The organism is Cellulophaga sp. 20_2_10 (genome assembly GCF_023476645.1).
Classification (GTDB): Bacteria; Bacteroidota; Bacteroidia; order Flavobacteriales; family Flavobacteriaceae; genus Cellulophaga.
The window spans coordinates 1-15878 of record NZ_JAMCOJ010000022.1; the positions used below are offsets into that span (position 1 = coordinate 1).

At 31.0% G+C, this 15878-nt stretch carries 11 protein-coding genes; 7 read left to right on the plus strand and 4 right to left on the minus strand.

Features of this window, described 5'->3' with window-relative positions; translation table 11 throughout:
- Positions 1-150: 150 nt before the first annotated feature.
- Together M4I21_RS17975 and M4I21_RS18625 are read right to left on the minus strand one after the other, a co-directional pair.
- The gene (locus tag M4I21_RS17975; RefSeq protein ID WP_249560618.1) at positions 151-507 is read right to left on the minus strand and encodes a single-stranded DNA-binding protein; all 357 of its coding nucleotides are present in this window, start codon (positions 505-507) and stop codon (positions 151-153) included.
- A 21-nt stretch (positions 508-528) separates the two neighbouring features.
- Entirely contained in the window at positions 529-663 is a 135-nt protein-coding gene (locus M4I21_RS18625) for a hypothetical protein (protein WP_262887948.1), read from the minus strand.
- An 843-nt stretch (positions 664-1506) separates the two neighbouring features.
- Between M4I21_RS18625 and M4I21_RS17980 the strand changes: the two genes are divergently transcribed.
- The 7 genes from M4I21_RS17980 (at position 1507) to M4I21_RS18010 (ending at position 11480) form a co-directional block, all read left to right on the plus strand.
- On the plus strand, positions 1507-3795 hold the full coding sequence (locus tag M4I21_RS17980) for a beta-galactosidase (protein WP_249560619.1): 2289 nt from the start codon (positions 1507-1509) through the stop codon (positions 3793-3795).
- Positions 3796-3802: 7 nt separating this feature from the next.
- Complete coding sequence (locus tag M4I21_RS17985; protein WP_218598554.1) at positions 3803-5719, plus strand: CRTAC1 family protein; 1917 nt, start codon at positions 3803-3805, stop codon at positions 5717-5719.
- Positions 5720-5727: 8 nt separating this feature from the next.
- Positions 5728-6498 carry an enoyl-CoA hydratase/isomerase family protein gene (locus M4I21_RS17990; protein ID WP_166382920.1) on the plus strand — a complete coding sequence of 257 codons (771 nt, stop codon included), beginning with the start codon at positions 5728-5730 and terminating at the stop codon, positions 6496-6498.
- An 11-nt stretch (positions 6499-6509) separates the two neighbouring features.
- On the plus strand, positions 6510-7955 hold the full coding sequence (gene aldA, locus M4I21_RS17995; RefSeq protein ID WP_166382918.1) for an aldehyde dehydrogenase: 1446 nt from the start codon (positions 6510-6512) through the stop codon (positions 7953-7955).
- Positions 7956-8044: 89 nt separating this feature from the next.
- The gene (locus M4I21_RS18000; protein WP_249560620.1) at positions 8045-9184 is read left to right on the plus strand and encodes an ABC transporter substrate-binding protein; all 1140 of its coding nucleotides are present in this window, start codon (positions 8045-8047) and stop codon (positions 9182-9184) included.
- Between the two features lie 2 nt (positions 9185-9186).
- Positions 9187-10332 (plus strand): CaiB/BaiF CoA transferase family protein, encoded by a 1146-nt coding sequence (locus M4I21_RS18005; RefSeq protein ID WP_249560621.1) that lies wholly within the window; start codon positions 9187-9189, stop codon positions 10330-10332.
- A 5-nt stretch (positions 10333-10337) separates the two neighbouring features.
- Entirely contained in the window at positions 10338-11480 is a 1143-nt protein-coding gene (locus tag M4I21_RS18010; protein WP_166382912.1) for a CaiB/BaiF CoA transferase family protein, read from the plus strand.
- 72 nt (positions 11481-11552) lie between these two features.
- On the opposite strand, the gene M4I21_RS18015 is transcribed toward M4I21_RS18010, so the two are convergent.
- Positions 11553-14408, minus strand: coding sequence for an FG-GAP-like repeat-containing protein (locus tag M4I21_RS18015; RefSeq protein WP_249560622.1), 2856 nt, complete (start codon positions 14406-14408; stop codon positions 11553-11555).
- Between the two features lie 114 nt (positions 14409-14522).
- Positions 14523-15653, minus strand: a complete 1131-nt coding sequence (locus M4I21_RS18020; protein WP_249560623.1) for a DUF6786 family protein — start codon at positions 15651-15653, stop codon at positions 14523-14525.
- Positions 15654-15878 lie beyond the last annotated feature (225 nt).

Here is a 15878-nt window from a genome sequence, read left to right on the forward strand (position 1 = left end):
ATATTTCATAAAACAATTGAAAGAATGGTAGTTGCCAAACCAGTTTATCAAAATCAAATAAAACAGAAGCTAAACGTATAACTCAATAAGTTTATATTAAAATAAAAAGAGGACATTACTATACGGTAGAACATCCTCTTTACCTGCTAATTATTCAATAGCATTTTGTTCTCCTTTGATACCAAGCAATAGAATTTCATCTGCTACCACTTCCGTAACATATCGTTTTTCACCTTCTTTGGTTTCGTAAGAACGGGACGTTAATTTACCTTCAATTGCAACTTCTTTTCCTTTGCCAACATATTCCGCAACTATTTCAGCAATTTTCCCCCATGCTACAATAGCATGCCATTGGGTATTTTGTACTTTTTCTCCATCTGAGTTTTTATAAAACTCATTCGTTGCCAATGAAAAATTAACAACTTTTTTCCCATCCTCTAGGGTCTTAACTTCGGGTACATTTCCTACATTCCCGATTAACTGTACTTTGTTTTTTAGTGTGCTCATAATAATATATTTAAAGATTAATTAAACCCTATCTGAACTATTCAGACAGTTTGCTATTATTTTTTTTTGAAGTGATTTACTTATTATATCTAGAGCGTTTTCCTTTTTTGTTTTTTTTGGTGCCGCTTCCTTTTTGATGTTTTTGTATGATTTCATAAGTTTTCATTTTGATTTACTTCCCATAGTGCCTTCGCTGTTTCCTTTTTTTGTTGCTGATACATTTTCATTATTTTGAATTGAGAAAGACTTATAAAAAGTGAGGCGCAGCAAAACGGTTTATGCAGTCTGTTCAACTTCAAAATCTTGGTATTTTGCTGTCAAAAAAGGAAGAAATAGTGAGGTCTGGACTTTAATCGAGATATCTATGTGAAGTACAAAAACATAGGAAGTGGCTCCAAATGATAAAATAATATTCCTATGTAGCGGAGGCATTCATAATTTTTGCTCAGGAATGAAGTGCACCATTCAGCGGTAGCAGAATGGGTAACGAAATGGAAAGCGAGAATTATGAATTGTGTCCAAGACTTTTTTAGAGAAGCTTTTTTTACGAAATGAAGCTTTTCGCGAAATGCAGAAAAATGTGCTGAACGAGGTCTAAAACAATAAAAATGTACTTCAATGGGTCTTGAATACTTACAAAGATATCATCCGAAAAAAAATAACTAACATTATTAAACACCAAGTTTTTAAAATTTATTTTTTTTTATAAATAATATGAAAATTAGCCGATTCTAAGTATTATATCAATTAAAAAACTCATCTTTTCACTAGAATTAAACTGTACAAACACCTAAAACACTTCCTTTATTAATATAAATTTATTTACTTGTAGAGAGAATAGTTTTAAACATGAATAACAATCTATTACACACTGTAATACAAAAGATTAACACTATCTGTCAAGTTGTATCTGTACAACACTAAATTCTATAATTATATTAAACCAAAGCAAATATGAAGGGAAAATACAATCTTTTTAAAACTGTCAGAAAATTGTTAATGTTAACATTTATTTCTGTGGTATTTTTTTCATGTAAAAAAGAAACTACACAAAATGAAGTTTGGAGTTCAAAATCAGATATCTTGTTTTTAGATTTCGAAAAAGAAGACATTAATAACAATTTCATTGACATAAAAGGAAGTCACAAAATTGTTAAAAATAATAGAAATCATGCATTAGAAATTTCCTTTAAAAAAGATGAAAAAATTACAGGAGTAAAATTAACACCGAAAAATAATTTCAAATTAAATAAAAGCAAAAAATATAGTTTAGTTTTTGATGCTAAAAGTTTAGGGGACGAAACTACTTTTTTAACAGTTTATGCCGAAAACGGAAATGGAGAAAGAGTAAGAAGAATTACAAACATTGATACAGGTGAATTCAAATCATATTTCTTTGAACTCACCTCAAATAAAACTGACATAAATAGTGGTTTAAGAGATACTCCTAAAGCTTGGGAAACCGAAGCAACTCATATGAAAATTAGTGGACTTCTATATAATATGGATTTTTCTGAAATAGCAGGAATAGACTTTTTTAGATTAGAAGGTTTAAAAGACAAAACTATTTTAGTTGATAATATTAGAATTGTAGAAAGCCCAGAAAGAGATCCAAATTTTTTAAAAGGAATTGTAGATAAATTTGGGCAAAATGCAAAAAGAGATTTCCCTATAAAAGTACATTCTGATGAAGAACTAAAGAAAATTGCTGATGTAGAATTAAAATCTTTAGCAGAATATACGTTAATGTCAGATAGAAGCCAATATGGTGGATGGAAAGATGGTCCTAAATTAGATGCAACGGGTTATTTTAGAAAAGAAAAAGTTGATGGAAAATGGGCTTTAATAGATCCAGAAGGTTACTTATATTTTTCAATTGGTTTAGCAAATGTACGTATGGCAAACACTACAACGTATACAGGTATCGATTATACAGATGAAAAATTATATCATAGAGACCCGGAAGATGTAACTCCTGAAGACTCTAAAGGTATTATAGAAATACCTATAGAAACTATGAAAACAGCTCATGTAGTTAATAAACTTAGAAATGACATGTTTCTTGAATTACCAAAAATTGATGATGCTCTAGCTAATCATTATAGTTATAGAAGAGAATCTCATTTTGGGCCTATAGAACATGGACAAACATATAGTTTTTATAGAGCGAACTTAGAACGTAGATATGGAGAAACAAGCAAAAATTCTTTTTTTGATAAATGGTTAGAAGTTACAGAAAACAGAATGCGTAATTGGGGATTCACGTCCTTTGGAAACTGGATTGACCCAGCATTTTATCACAGAAATAACTTACCTTATTTTGCTAACGGATGGATTATTGGAGATTTTCAAAAGGTATATTCTGGTTCGGATTATTGGGGACCAATGCCAGATCCTTTCGATCCAGAATTTGAAAGAAGAGTAATAAAATCAATTGATGTTGTTTCTAAAGAAGTCGAAAACAATCCTTGGTGTATGGGTGTTTTTGTTGATAACGAAAGAAGTTGGGGGAATGAAAGTTCTACAAAAGCACATTATGGATTGGTTTTAGATGGTTTATCTAAAGGAAAAGATAGCTATTTAAAGCAACAGTTTATGACTATTTTAAAGACTAAGCACAAAACTATTGGAAACTTAAATAAAGCTTGGAAAACAAATATAGCTAGTTGGAAAGAACTTGAAAAAGGTGTTGATTATAAAAAACAAAATGAATTTCCTGAAGGTATGGTGGCAGATTTTTCTGTAATGCTCACAGCTTTTGCTACCAAATATTTTAAAACTGTTCATGATATTTTAGAAGATAAAATGCCAAACTATATGTACATGGGATGTCGTTTTGCTGTTTGGGGAATCACAAAAGAAGTTCGTGAATCTGCAGCTAAATATGTTGATGTTTTTAGTTACAATCATTACAAAGAAGGTATTGGTACTAAGTACTGGAAATTTTTAGAAGAAATAGATATGCCAACCATTATTGGAGAATTTCACATGGGAGCACCAGATTCTGGGTTATTTCATTCTGGTTTAGTTCATGCAGCAGATCAAAAAGATAGAGCTAATATGTGGGCAGATTATGCAAACTCTGCAATAGACAACCCATATTTTGTAGGAGTACATTGGTTTCAATATTTAGATTCTCCACTTACTGGTAGAGCCCACGATGGTGAAAATTATAATGTAGGTTTTGTCTCTAATACAGATATTCCTTATCCACCAATGATTAAAAAAGCAAAAGAAGTAAATTCAAATTTATATACAAGAAGGTTTGGTAAAAAAATAAAAAAGTAATTAAAAAATGAAACGTTTACTTAAAACAAAATCGAAACAATTATTAGCCCTTGGGTTTCTATTAATTTCTCTTATCAGTTGTAATAAAGGTAAAGAGAAAAACAATCCTATAAAATTTATAGACGTAACTAAAGAAGTCCATTTAAATACAGAAAAAAACTGGAAATATGGCGGACCAACTATCGCAGACATCAACAATGATGGAAAATATGATTTACTTTTAGGTAATCATGACAACACACCTATTCAATTATTTTGGGCACAAGAAAACAATACTTTTAAAGAACAAAAAGGGCTTTTCCCAAAAGCAGATTTACATGGAATGGCTGCAGGTGATTATGATAAAGATGGTGATTTAGATTTGCTAATTTCTTTAGGAGGCGGAAACGGGTCAACACCACAACCTCAACGCTTGTTACGTAATGATAATGGGAAATTTGTGGATGCTACAGAAGAAACTGGGTTATCAGAAATGGGAGCTCGTGGTCGTTCTGTAAGATGGATAGATTTAGATAATGATGGTGATTTAGATTTTCTTCAAATTAATGCAGAACAAATGGTCAATGAAGAAATTCCAAGAAATCTATTATTCGAAAATAATGGAAACGGAACATTTACTTATAAAAAGAGTGAAGCTTTTGAACAAATTAATGCAGAACGTTTACTAATTACAGATTTTAACAATGATGGAATACTAGATTTACTAACATTTTCTCCTTATGCTGCCGCAGAATTTTGGAAAGGAAATAACGATTTTTCATTTACCAACTTATCTAAAGAATGGTTACCTAAAGAGTTACAGAATATAGACCAGATGAGTACTGCTGCACAGGCAGACATAGATAATGATGGTGATTTAGATTATTATTTAGCAAGAGGTAAAAGTTATTATCAAATTGCAAATAATTCTATTTCTTTTGATGAAAAACTGAAACGATTAGATTTAAGAGATGAAGGAAACAAAAGTCATGATGGTATAACTTTTTATGCGGATGCAGCTATACAACTTTCCGATTTTTATCGTTTTCCTAGAGGCCCTGAAAAACCAAGTATTCCGTTGTTTATTGGAAGTTCTAAAACCGAACATAAAATGCCTTTTGACATTCAAAAAGTAACGCAAAATGAAGCGAATGGATTTCCCGAAAATTTAGACAAAAGCGGATGGTACTTAGGCTATTTGGGTGAAGGAAAATGGCGTTTAGAATGGTTATTAAAAACCAATTTAGCATGGGATGTGAGAGCATCTGTTGTTGGTGTTACAAAAGTAGTACCAGATTGGACTCCTCAAGACTTGGGTGTTCCAGATGTTTTGTTGATTAATGAAGGAACTCATTTTATAGATGGGTCTAAACATTTGCCTAAAGAAAGCTTGGAAAACAATTGGGGAATAACTACAGGAGATTTTGACAACGATGGCTTTAATGATTTCTTCTTATATCGTTTTGGTGGTTTAATCCAAAGAAGTGAAGACGTGATTTTTAAAAATAAAGGAAACTTAGAGTTTGAATCTATTTTAACACATGGAGCAAACAATATTCCATCTAAATCTCATGGAGATATGGGGGCAACTTTCGATTATAATTTAGATGGTAAAATAGATATTTTAAGTGGAGATGATGATAATGGACAATGGCATTTATACGAGAACGAAACAGTTTCTGTAAACAATTATGCCCTATTTAGAGTTGGTAATTCTAAATCTAATGTAGATGCTTATGGCGCTAAAGTTTACATCACAACAAAAATTGGAAAACAATTCAAACTTATTGGTTCTAGTAGTGCTTCTCATGCTCAAAGCTTTTTAAATACTGTTCATTTTGGTCTAGGAAAAGAGAAAGTAATTGAGAAAGTAGAAGTGGTTTGGAGAAGTGGAGAAAAATCAACTCTTACCAATTTAAAAGCAAACAAAATCTATCAATTTTAAATAATAAGATGAAACAAATTAGACTAGAAATAGAAAACAAAGTTGGCTATATCGTTATTAACAAACCAAAAGCCAACAGTTACGACCTTGATTTTATGACCTCTTTATCAGAAATTATTGATGAAGCAAATCGTAATAACAATGTAAAAATAATAGCCATAAAAAGCGAATTAGAAAAGTTCTTTTGTGCAGGAGCAGATGTAAAGGTTTTTCAACAAAATTCTGTTGCTGAAAACAAAAAGATGGTTATACAAGCCAACTTGGTAGCCTACAAAATTTCTAAAAGCCCTAAAATAGTAGTTGCTTTATTAGATGGTCATACTTTAGGTGGTGGTTTAGAACTGGCATTAGCTTGCGATATTCGTTTGGCAAGTGATGGTCAATATTTAATAGGGTTACCAGAAATCAATTTAGGATTGATGCCAGGAAATGGTGGAACTCAAAGATTAATCAGAATTGTAAACCAAAGTAAAGCTTTAGAAATTTTAATTTCAGGAGAACCAATCATAGCAAAACAAGCTTTTGATATTGGATTGGTAAATCAATTATATGCTAAAGAAAATTTTAAAGAGCAATCTAAATCTTATTTAGAAAAATTAGCAAAAGGACCATTATTGGCAATGATAGCCATTAAAGAATCTGTTCATAAAGGAATAGAGCTCTCTCTTGAAGAAGGATTAAAATTAGAGACACAATTAGCAGATGGATTGTATGATACTCCAGATGCACAAGAAGGATTAAAAGCCTTCGTAGAAAAAAGAAAAGCAATCTTTAACTAAAAATAGTATTTATGGAAACAACAGTATACAGATGTTACATTAACGGAGAGTGGATTGAAAAAAGTTCAGGAGAAAAGATTGATGTAGAAAACCCAGCAAATGGAGAAGTATTTGCTGAAATTTACTCGAGTAGTTTAGACGAAGTACAACAAGCATTAGAAGCTGCTGATAAAGCGCAATTTGCTTGGCAAATGTTACCAACTCAAGAGCGTGCAACTTATTTGTATAAAATTGCAGAGAAGTTAGAAGAAAGAAAAGAGCATTTTGCCAAGTTACTGGTAATGGAACAAGGAAAAACTCTTGTAGAAGCTCGTTACGAAGTTGATGATACTATAAGATATATGACGTATTCTGCTGAAGCAGGAAGACGTATACAAGGTGCTATTTTTCCTTCAGACCAACCTAACGAACAACTTACTATACACAAAGTTCCTTATGGAGTTACGGTAGGTTTAATGGCTTTTAATTATCCGTTAGCTTTAATTGGTAGGAAAATTGGTCCCGCTTTAATTACAGGAAATACAATGGTTATAAAACCATCTGAATTAACACCAATAACTGCATCTGAATTTTGTAAAATAATTGATGAAGTTGGCTTACCAAAAGGAGTTATTAGTATGGTTGTTGGTTATGGACATACTGTTGGTGCTGCATTAGTAGAAAATCCAATTACGAGGTTAATTTCTATGACTGGAAGTACAAGAGCAGGACAAGCTATTTACAAAGGTGCTTCGCAAAACGTAGCAGGATTAGTATTAGAATTAGGTGGAAAAGCGCCTTTTATAGTTTTAGAAGATGCTGATATTGACAAAGCTGTTGAAGCTGCTGCTATATCTCGTTATGCAAATTGCGGACAAGTATGTATTTGTAATGAAATGGTTTTTGTTGATGAAAAAATTGCAGACGAGTTTACAGAAAAATTAATAAAAAGAGTTCAAAAAATTACAGTAGGTAACCCAATGACAGATGTAAACATGGGACCAAGTTTAAGCGCTGCTGCCTTAAAAAGAATCGATGAAGTTGTTCAAAAAAACATAGCACAAGGAGCAGAATTAGTTTTAGGTGGTAAAAGACCAGAAGGTAAAGAATTTGAAAAAGGAAATTGGTATGAACCAACCATTTTAACAAATGTAAAACCAGGTGATGCAACCGTGCAAGAAGAAATGTTTGGACCGGTTTTACCAATTGTTAAAATTAAAGGTTTTGAACACGCTAAAGAATTATTAAATAAACGAGATGATAGTTTATCTGCTTATTTATATACAGAAAATCATAAATTAATAATGCGATCTATTCAAGAGTTTGAAATAGGAACCATTTTTATTAACAAACAAATTGTAGGCTACATTCAAGGGCATCATTCTGGTCATAAAAAAGCTGGTATTGGTGGTGAAGATGGAGTTTACGGTATCGAACAGTATTTACAGAAACGAACAATTTACATGAGTTACGAATAAATTATAAACCTTCCATAACTAACGTCAATCAATAGGAAATGACTCAATGGAAGCCACATGTAACCCATAAAAACAAATAATATTAGTACATGAAACAATTAAAAGGAATAACTTGGAATCACAGTAGAGGATTTACATCAATTGTAGCCGCTGCCCAACGTTTTACAGAATTAAACCCAGATGTTGAAATCGTTTGGGAGAAAAGATCATTGCAAGCATTTGCAGATGAACCAATTAATGAATTAGCAAAACGCTACGATTTTTTAATTATTGACCATCCTTGGACTGGCTTTGCTGCTAGAACAGAAGTAATTTTACCATTAAATAAATTTTTATCAGATGAATACTTAAAAGACCTAGCAGTAAACACTGTTGGTAAATCTCATGAAAGTTATTCTATAAAAGGAAAACAATGGGCTTTAGCTATTGATGCTGCTACACCTGTTGCAGCGAGCAGACCAGATTTGTTCGAGAAATTAAATTTAAAATTCCCAGAAACTTTTGATGATTTAATAGAATTGTCAAAAACAGGAATGGTTGCAATTCCAGGAATCCCACAAGATACTTTAATGAGTTTCTATATGATTTGCTCTACTTTAGGTGAAGATGTTTGTACTTCTGATAAAGAAGTTATTTCAGAAAAAACAGGAATAAAAGCACTTCAAATATTAAGAGCTCTTGGTAAAAATATCAAAAAGGAAAATTATGATTGGAATCCTATTAAAGTATATGAAGCAATGACTTTAACGGACGATTATATTTATAGTCCTTTCGCTTATGGTTACACCAATTATTCTCGTGAAGGTTATGCTAGAAAGCATTTAAAGTTTCATGATATGGTTGCAATTGATGATCAAAAATTAATAACAACCTTAGGAGGAACAGGATTAGCTATTTCTGCAAATACGGAGCATCAAGAAATTGCTGGTAAATTTGTAGAATATGTAGGTTCAGAAGCAACTCAAAAAGGTGTGTTTTTTGATAACGGAGGTCAACCAGGACATAGACAAGCTTGGTTAGATAAGCGTGCAAATGATTTAACAAATAATTTCTTTAAAGATACTTTACCAGCGTTAGATAGAGCTTTTTTACGCCCAAGATATCATGGTCATATGTATTTTCAAGATAGAGCTGGTGCGCCAATTAGAGAATATATGATGAATGGAGGAGATGAACAACAGCTATTAAAAGATTTAAATGAGTTGTATTTAAAATCATTAAAAGAATAACTATGAAATTACCTTTAGAAGGCATTTTGGTATTAGAATTCTCTCAATTTATGGCTGGACCATCTGCAGGATTAAGATTAGCTGATTTAGGTGCAAGAGTTATCAAAATTGAAAGACCTGGTTCTGGTGAAGCAGGAAGAGGTATTGCTTTAAAAAACTTATTTTTAGATGGCAGTAGTTTGGTATTTCATACCGTAAATAGAAATAAAGAATCTTATACTGCCAATTTAAAAGATGCAGATGATTTAGATCGTGTTAAAAAATTAATAGAACAAGCTGATGTTATGACACATAATTTCCGTCCAGGAGTTATGGAGAAAATTGGCTTAGATTATAAAACGGTTCAGAATATAAACTCAAAATTAGTGTATGCATCTGTTACTGGTTATGGTACAGAAGGTGAATGGGTTAAAAAACCAGGTCAAGATTTATTAATTCAGGCGATGTCTGGTTTTGCAAAGTTAACAGGAGATAAAGATGATAATCCAACTCCTGTTGGTGCTGCTGTTTCCGATTTAATTACGGGAACACATTTGGCTCATGGAATTTTATCAAGTCTTTTAAAACGTATCAAAACGAATAAAGGGGCTTTGGTTGAAGTGAGTTTATTAGAATCTACACTAGACCTTCAATTTGAGGTTATTACCGGCTATTTAAGTGATAATAATCAAAAACCAAATAGAGCTAAACAAGGAAATGCACATGCATATTTAGGCGCTCCTTATGGCGTTTATCAAACAAAAGATGGTTATTTATCTTTAGCAATGGGCTCTTTAACAAATTTAGCTAACATTCTTAACATTTCACAATTAGCATCTTATTCTGACCCCAATTCTTGGTATGAAAAACGAGATGAAATAATGGATGTTCTTCGTGCTTTTTTAATCGAAAAAAACACACAAGATTGGTTAGATATTTTAGAACCTAAAGGAATTTGGTGTTCTGATGTTTTTGATTATAAAAAATTATTGAACCATGAAGCATATGATCTTTTAAAAATGGATCAAAAATTACCATTAATTTCTGGCGAAGAAATACACACAACACGCTGCCCAATAAGATTAAATGATGAAAGGCTTTTTAATAAAAAAGCAGCACCAAGAGTTGGACAAAATACAGAAGCAATTATTAAAGAATTTAATCTATAAATAGGATGAAACCATTAGAAGATATATTAGTTATAGATTTAAGTCAGTTTTTATCTGCACCTTCTGCTACTTTACGTTTAGCAGATTTGGGAGCAAGAGTTATTAAAGTAGAGCGCCCTAAAACTGGAGACATTAGTCGTCAATTACATGTTTCTAATCTAAAGATGAATAATGAATCTCCTTTATTTATAGCTGTTAATAGAAATAAAGAAAGTTTTGAAGCAGATTTAAAAAACGAAGTAGATAAACAACGTGTTTTAAAATTGATTGCAAAAGCAGATGTTTTAGTTCATAATTTTAGACCTGGTGTTGTAGAACGTTTGGGTTTTGATTATGAAACTATTAAAAAAATAAATCCAAAAATTGTTTATGGAAATATTTCAGGTTATGGAGATGAAGGTCCTTGGAAATCTAAACCCGGACAAGATTTACTTGTGCAATCATTATCTGGTTTAACCTGGTTAAATGGGAATGATGGAAGTGGCCCTACACCTGTAGGAATTGCTATTGCAGATATTTTATCTGGCTCTCATTTAGTACAAGGTATTTTGGCTGCTTTAATTAAAAAAGGCAAAACAGGTATCGGTACAAAAATTTCTGTAAGCATGTTAGAATCTATTATAGATTTTCAATTTGAATCTATTACCACGTTTTATCATGATGGAGGAGAACCAACTGTTCGTCCAAAGAGTAATAGTGCACATGCTTATTTAGGCGCTCCTTATGGTGTTTATAAAACACAAAACGGCTATTTCGCTTTAGCAATGGGCTCTATTCCTTTTATTGGAGAATTAATTGGTTGCAATGAATTAGCCGAGTATCCAGAACCAGCAAGTTGGTTTACAAAACGTGATGAAATAAAAACGATTTTAGCCAACAAATTAAACACCAATACTACAGAACATTGGCTTTCAATTTTAGAACCAGCAGACATTTGGTGTGCTAATGTTATGGATTGGGAAACACTTTTTAATCAAGATGGATTTAAATCTTTAGACATGATTCAGAATGTAAGAATGGGTGATGGATATGAGTATAAGACAACAAGGTGTCCAATAAAGATTGATGGTGAGTATTTTACATCAACCCTAGGATCTCCAAGTTTAGGTGAACATACAGATAAAATATCTCAAGAATTTTTAGCCTAAAATTACAGACATTATTTTATTTATTCGAAAAAGTAAACCTCTCTATAAATAAGAGAGGTTTACTTTTTTTTATTACTTAGAAACTATTTCTAAAGGAAGAATTTCATCTTCATACATATCTCCATCGCTAGAAGTAAAAGTGACTCTAAGTTGATAAAAATGGTTTTCTTGTAATTGGTTAGACGGAATATAATCTTTCAATGAAAAAGTCATATTTGCTGTTCCACTTGTTGTTTTTAACGCTTCTTTATTTACAAGAACCACATCTTTTACAGGTATCCATTTACTTTTAAAATGACGTAACCAAAAACGAATTCCGCCTTCATCTGCCGAAATCACTTTGTTTCCAGATCCTGCATGATATTTAACAGTCACTTTTAAATTATCACTCACTTTTATCTGGTGATTCCCGTACTTTTCCTTGTTTAGTATTTTAACATAAGGTGCAGTATAAGGAGCAACCGTAACTTTAATTTCTGATGAAATAGAATTGTCTTTTGAAGATGCTTTTACAATTGCTTTTCCTGGTTTAATTGGGTTTGCATTACCATTTTTATCAACAGTAAGAATATTTGTATTACTAGATGTCCAAATAATTTCAGAATTGGTCTTATTTTTTGGTAAAACGCTTACGTCTAGAGTTTTATTTTTCCCTTTATATAATTCTATTTTTTCTGTTTTAAAAGAGATTGAAGTAACTGGTGAGTTTTTATTAGAATCAATATTTACATAATCAGTATTGTAAATATTGTTCGCTTCTTTGTTTTTAAACGCTACAGTTTCTCCATTTCTCCATCTAACTTTAATACTTTTTATTTCAGATTCATTTCCCAATCCAAAATGTACAATGTTCATTAAACTTTGGGAAAATATTTCTCCTGCAGAACCAACTCTTTTTCTATATTCATTATCAGCTGTTTTTACAATAACTTCTGCAGAAATAGGATCCACATTAGATTTTGGAGAATAACCTACTTTAATAGTTACATGCTTGTTGTCTGACTTTGTTTGATTATTGTACAAATACCATTCTCCGTTTTCACTACCATTTAATAAATCTAATTGCCCATCTAAATCAAAATCAAAAGCTTGCCCCATATCTCCATTCCCTGGTCCACCAACATCATTTGCTCCATGCATTGTTGTTGTTTCAAAAGAATTATTACCTGTATTTAATAACATATAATCAGAAATTCTTGCTCCTACTCTACCCCAACGATACACAAATAAATCTTGATGACTGTCATTATTAAAATCTCCAGTTGTAACACCTAAAGCGTTTCCTCCTTTAGGAATATTCCAAGCTTTAGAAACATCTGTAAATTTATCTCCATCGTTTCTTAATAAAACATCGGCATTATTTCTGTTTTGCGGAATAAAATCTGGAGTAACACTTGTTACACCAGAAAGACTAAATCTGTATTGCCAAAAGAAATTACCATCACGAACCAAAGTTGCCTTCCATTCATTGTTTCCTAAATAACCGATATAGAATCCATTTTTAGAAATATCATCTGCCCATCCTTTTGCTTCTTCTGGGCTAATTTCTAACTCATCACCAGAATTTACAATTTTTGAGACCTTATTTTCCCCTAAAAAAATAGGATAATCTTTACCTAAAATAGCTCCTTGCGCCAAGTAATAATATTTATGTAATTTAATTTTGTTTTCAGCTGTAAAACTAAAAACATCATCACCTTTATAACCTCTAGTTTTTATGGCTAATTCTTTTGTAATAGGATTAAAATCTACGGAAGGAGTTTCTCCTTTTCCATGTTCAAAGATCATTCCTTGAGCCAAATACAAATCTAAATCTCCGTCATTATCAATATCAATGTCCGTAACAGCCATGATTTGTTTTGAAGAACGAACTTCGTCTGGAATTAACGCTGATACATCTGTAAATGTAAAATCTCCATTTCCTTTCCACAACGTTAAAGGGCCGTAAAAAATAATATCGTCAATATTATCGTTATTAAAATCGGTTACCAAAACTCGTGATTCGTCAACATCTTCGAGTCCTTTTACAGATCTATATTTAAAAGTTCTATCTCCGTTATTTTCATAAAAAAAATGTTGTGGTTTATCAAATTTCAAACTCGACTCGTTAATGATTAATAAATCAAGATCCCCATCTAAATCTGCGTCTATCCATCTAGTACTGCGCCCTCTACCTCCTTTTTCTACACCTACATCACCAGTGTACATAATAAATTTATTATTTTCATTAAGGTAGAAATTAAGCCTAGTAGGAATAGCTCCATTACCACCTCCTTCTTCTAAAACAAGATCTAAATCGCCATCATTGTCATAATCCCCAAGAGAAGTACCATGCAAATCATGTTTAAACCATCTTGCAAGGTCTTTGTTATGTTTTGTTACTGTACCATCTCCATTATTCCAATATATCTTACTCGTTTCTGCATTATGGTTGTTTGCAATAAAATCATAATCTCCATCATTATCTATATCTGCTATTGATGGTCCTCCATATTTTAATGAACTCACTTTATCTAATCCTGCTTGTACAGAAATATCTTTAAAAACAGGAATTTCTAATGCTGACACCTCTTCAAAATACAGACTGCTTATCGTTAAATTTTCATCTAAAGCTTGAAAACGAATTTTTACATCACCAATTTTAGGAAAACGAATTACACTCGTTAAATTCTGAATTCCTTTCTTTGGTATATTAAAGTCATCCATTAAAAGCTCATCATTTACAAAAACACTTAAACTTGCATATGCTGATGGATTATTAATAGTAAGAATGATTTTTTTTGTTAAGTTTCCTTCAACTTTATAATTTAGAATTTCTGGATTATCAGTAGAGACTTCTATTGAATTTGAAAGAATGTTATTGTTTTTACAAGAAGTAATAACACTAAACGTAAATACAAATAAAACTAGTAATATTAAATTTTTCATAATGTTTCTTTTAAGTAATAAATGTATCAATTTATTAAAAAAATGATTGATTTACAACTTGACAAAAACTTGAACAAAACATAAAACGTTAGTAATTAAAAGATTATTTCATTATTAAAAAACAGGAATTTCATTTAGGTCAATACCTAATAGTTTTTTTGAAATTAAATTTAACTCAACAAAATCTGCTTCTATATGATAAGTAGTTTGTTTATGATATATTTCTTCTTGTGGTTTTAATTCTTTGGATGATGATAAAGATTCAAACTCATAAAATGGCCAATTGTAGCCCAAAGATTTATTTACTTCGCCATTAAAAATATTAATTACATCTCCATCGTAAGGAGCAGTGTTTTTTGGAAAACAATTTAAGTAATCACCATCATTTTTAAAATTGAAAGTAACAATGGTTAGCAAATTGTTTTTACGAGAATAACTTCCCATAATATTCTTAGTATTTTCTGGTGGAATTCCTATTTTCCCTAATAATTGAGCATCACTCTTGTAAAAAAGTGTATTATTTTTTATTTGATATCTAGTTTTTTCTTTGGTACCGAAATATGTTTTTAAACTATCTAAAGGTTTTTCTAAAGGAATAATAACTTTGGTATCTACAGATGTTAATATACTTCCTATTTCCCAAATAGATAAAAGCCCTTTGTCTTTAGTCCATTGAATGGAATCGATATTTTTCAACCAAGTTTCTGCACTAAAACCTACTACAGAAATATCAATATCCGAAGATATTTTTAAATCAGTATTAATTGTTTTTCTATCTAGAATAGAAATTTTTCGTTTTGTATTTATTTTAAATAGATAATTGTTAGCATTTACAATCTGTAAATCAGCTTGATATGTTATCGCTTTTTTAGAACTACTTACTTTTTTAAATTGCTTAGAATTTAAATCTTCTTGCACTTTTATATCCTCTCCTTCTTGCCTTTTATTCTGCTCAAAGAAAGTAGCAAATTTACCATATTCAGGGCCAAACCAAACTCTACTTTCACCACCCAATCTTGCCATTGTTATTTGGTCTTTTTTATCAGTAATCAAATCCCAATTAATCCAACCATAACTTTTACCTTCTAAACCATTAGAAGAACTTGTAAATATTCTTCCTTGGTATTTACCAGAAACAGCAATCATAGATTCTCCAGATTGTAAAACTTCCAAACCTTCAATAGTTTGTAATTTTTCTAACGCTTCTCCAAAATTTCTTTCTTTAATATTTTCTTTACAATTCATAACTAATATCATCAATAAAATAAATAATAAAACCCTCACAGTATTTTTACCACTTTGTAAAATATCCATCTTTTTTAATTAGTTGTATTATTTTGCCCTCTCAAAAAAGGTACACATTATTTTTTTATCCTCATGTTTAAATTTATTGAGTTAGTCATTTAGTTTCCGTATCTTATAGCTTTAAAACATTGATATATGGATAATTTTGAAGGTCAAGATATACTA

Excerpts from the sequence above, each read along its gene's own strand:
- M4I21_RS17985 (WP_218598554.1), top strand. The coding sequence starts at position 3,803 with ATGAAACGTTTACTTAAAACAAAATCGAAACAATTATTAGCCCTTGGG.
- M4I21_RS18000 (WP_249560620.1), top strand. The coding sequence starts at position 8,045 with ATGAAACAATTAAAAGGAATAACTTGGAATCACAGTAGAGGATTTACA.
- M4I21_RS18020 (WP_249560623.1), bottom strand. The coding sequence starts at position 15,653 with ATGAATTGTAAAGAAAATATTAAAGAAAGAAATTTTGGAGAAGCGTTA.
- M4I21_RS17990 (WP_166382920.1), top strand. The coding sequence starts at position 5,728 with ATGAAACAAATTAGACTAGAAATAGAAAACAAAGTTGGCTATATCGTT.
- M4I21_RS17975 (WP_249560618.1), bottom strand. The coding sequence starts at position 507 with ATGAGCACACTAAAAAACAAAGTACAGTTAATCGGGAATGTAGGAAAT.
- M4I21_RS18005 (WP_249560621.1), top strand. The coding sequence starts at position 9,187 with ATGAAATTACCTTTAGAAGGCATTTTGGTATTAGAATTCTCTCAATTT.
- M4I21_RS17980 (WP_249560619.1), top strand. The coding sequence starts at position 1,507 with ATGTTAACATTTATTTCTGTGGTATTTTTTTCATGTAAAAAAGAAACT.
- M4I21_RS18015 (WP_249560622.1), bottom strand. The coding sequence starts at position 14,408 with ATGAAAAATTTAATATTACTAGTTTTATTTGTATTTACGTTTAGTGTT.
- aldA (WP_166382918.1), top strand. The coding sequence starts at position 6,510 with ATGGAAACAACAGTATACAGATGTTACATTAACGGAGAGTGGATTGAA.
- M4I21_RS18625 (WP_262887948.1), bottom strand. The coding sequence starts at position 663 with ATGAAATCATACAAAAACATCAAAAAGGAAGCGGCACCAAAAAAAACA.
- M4I21_RS18010 (WP_166382912.1), top strand. The coding sequence starts at position 10,338 with ATGAAACCATTAGAAGATATATTAGTTATAGATTTAAGTCAGTTTTTA.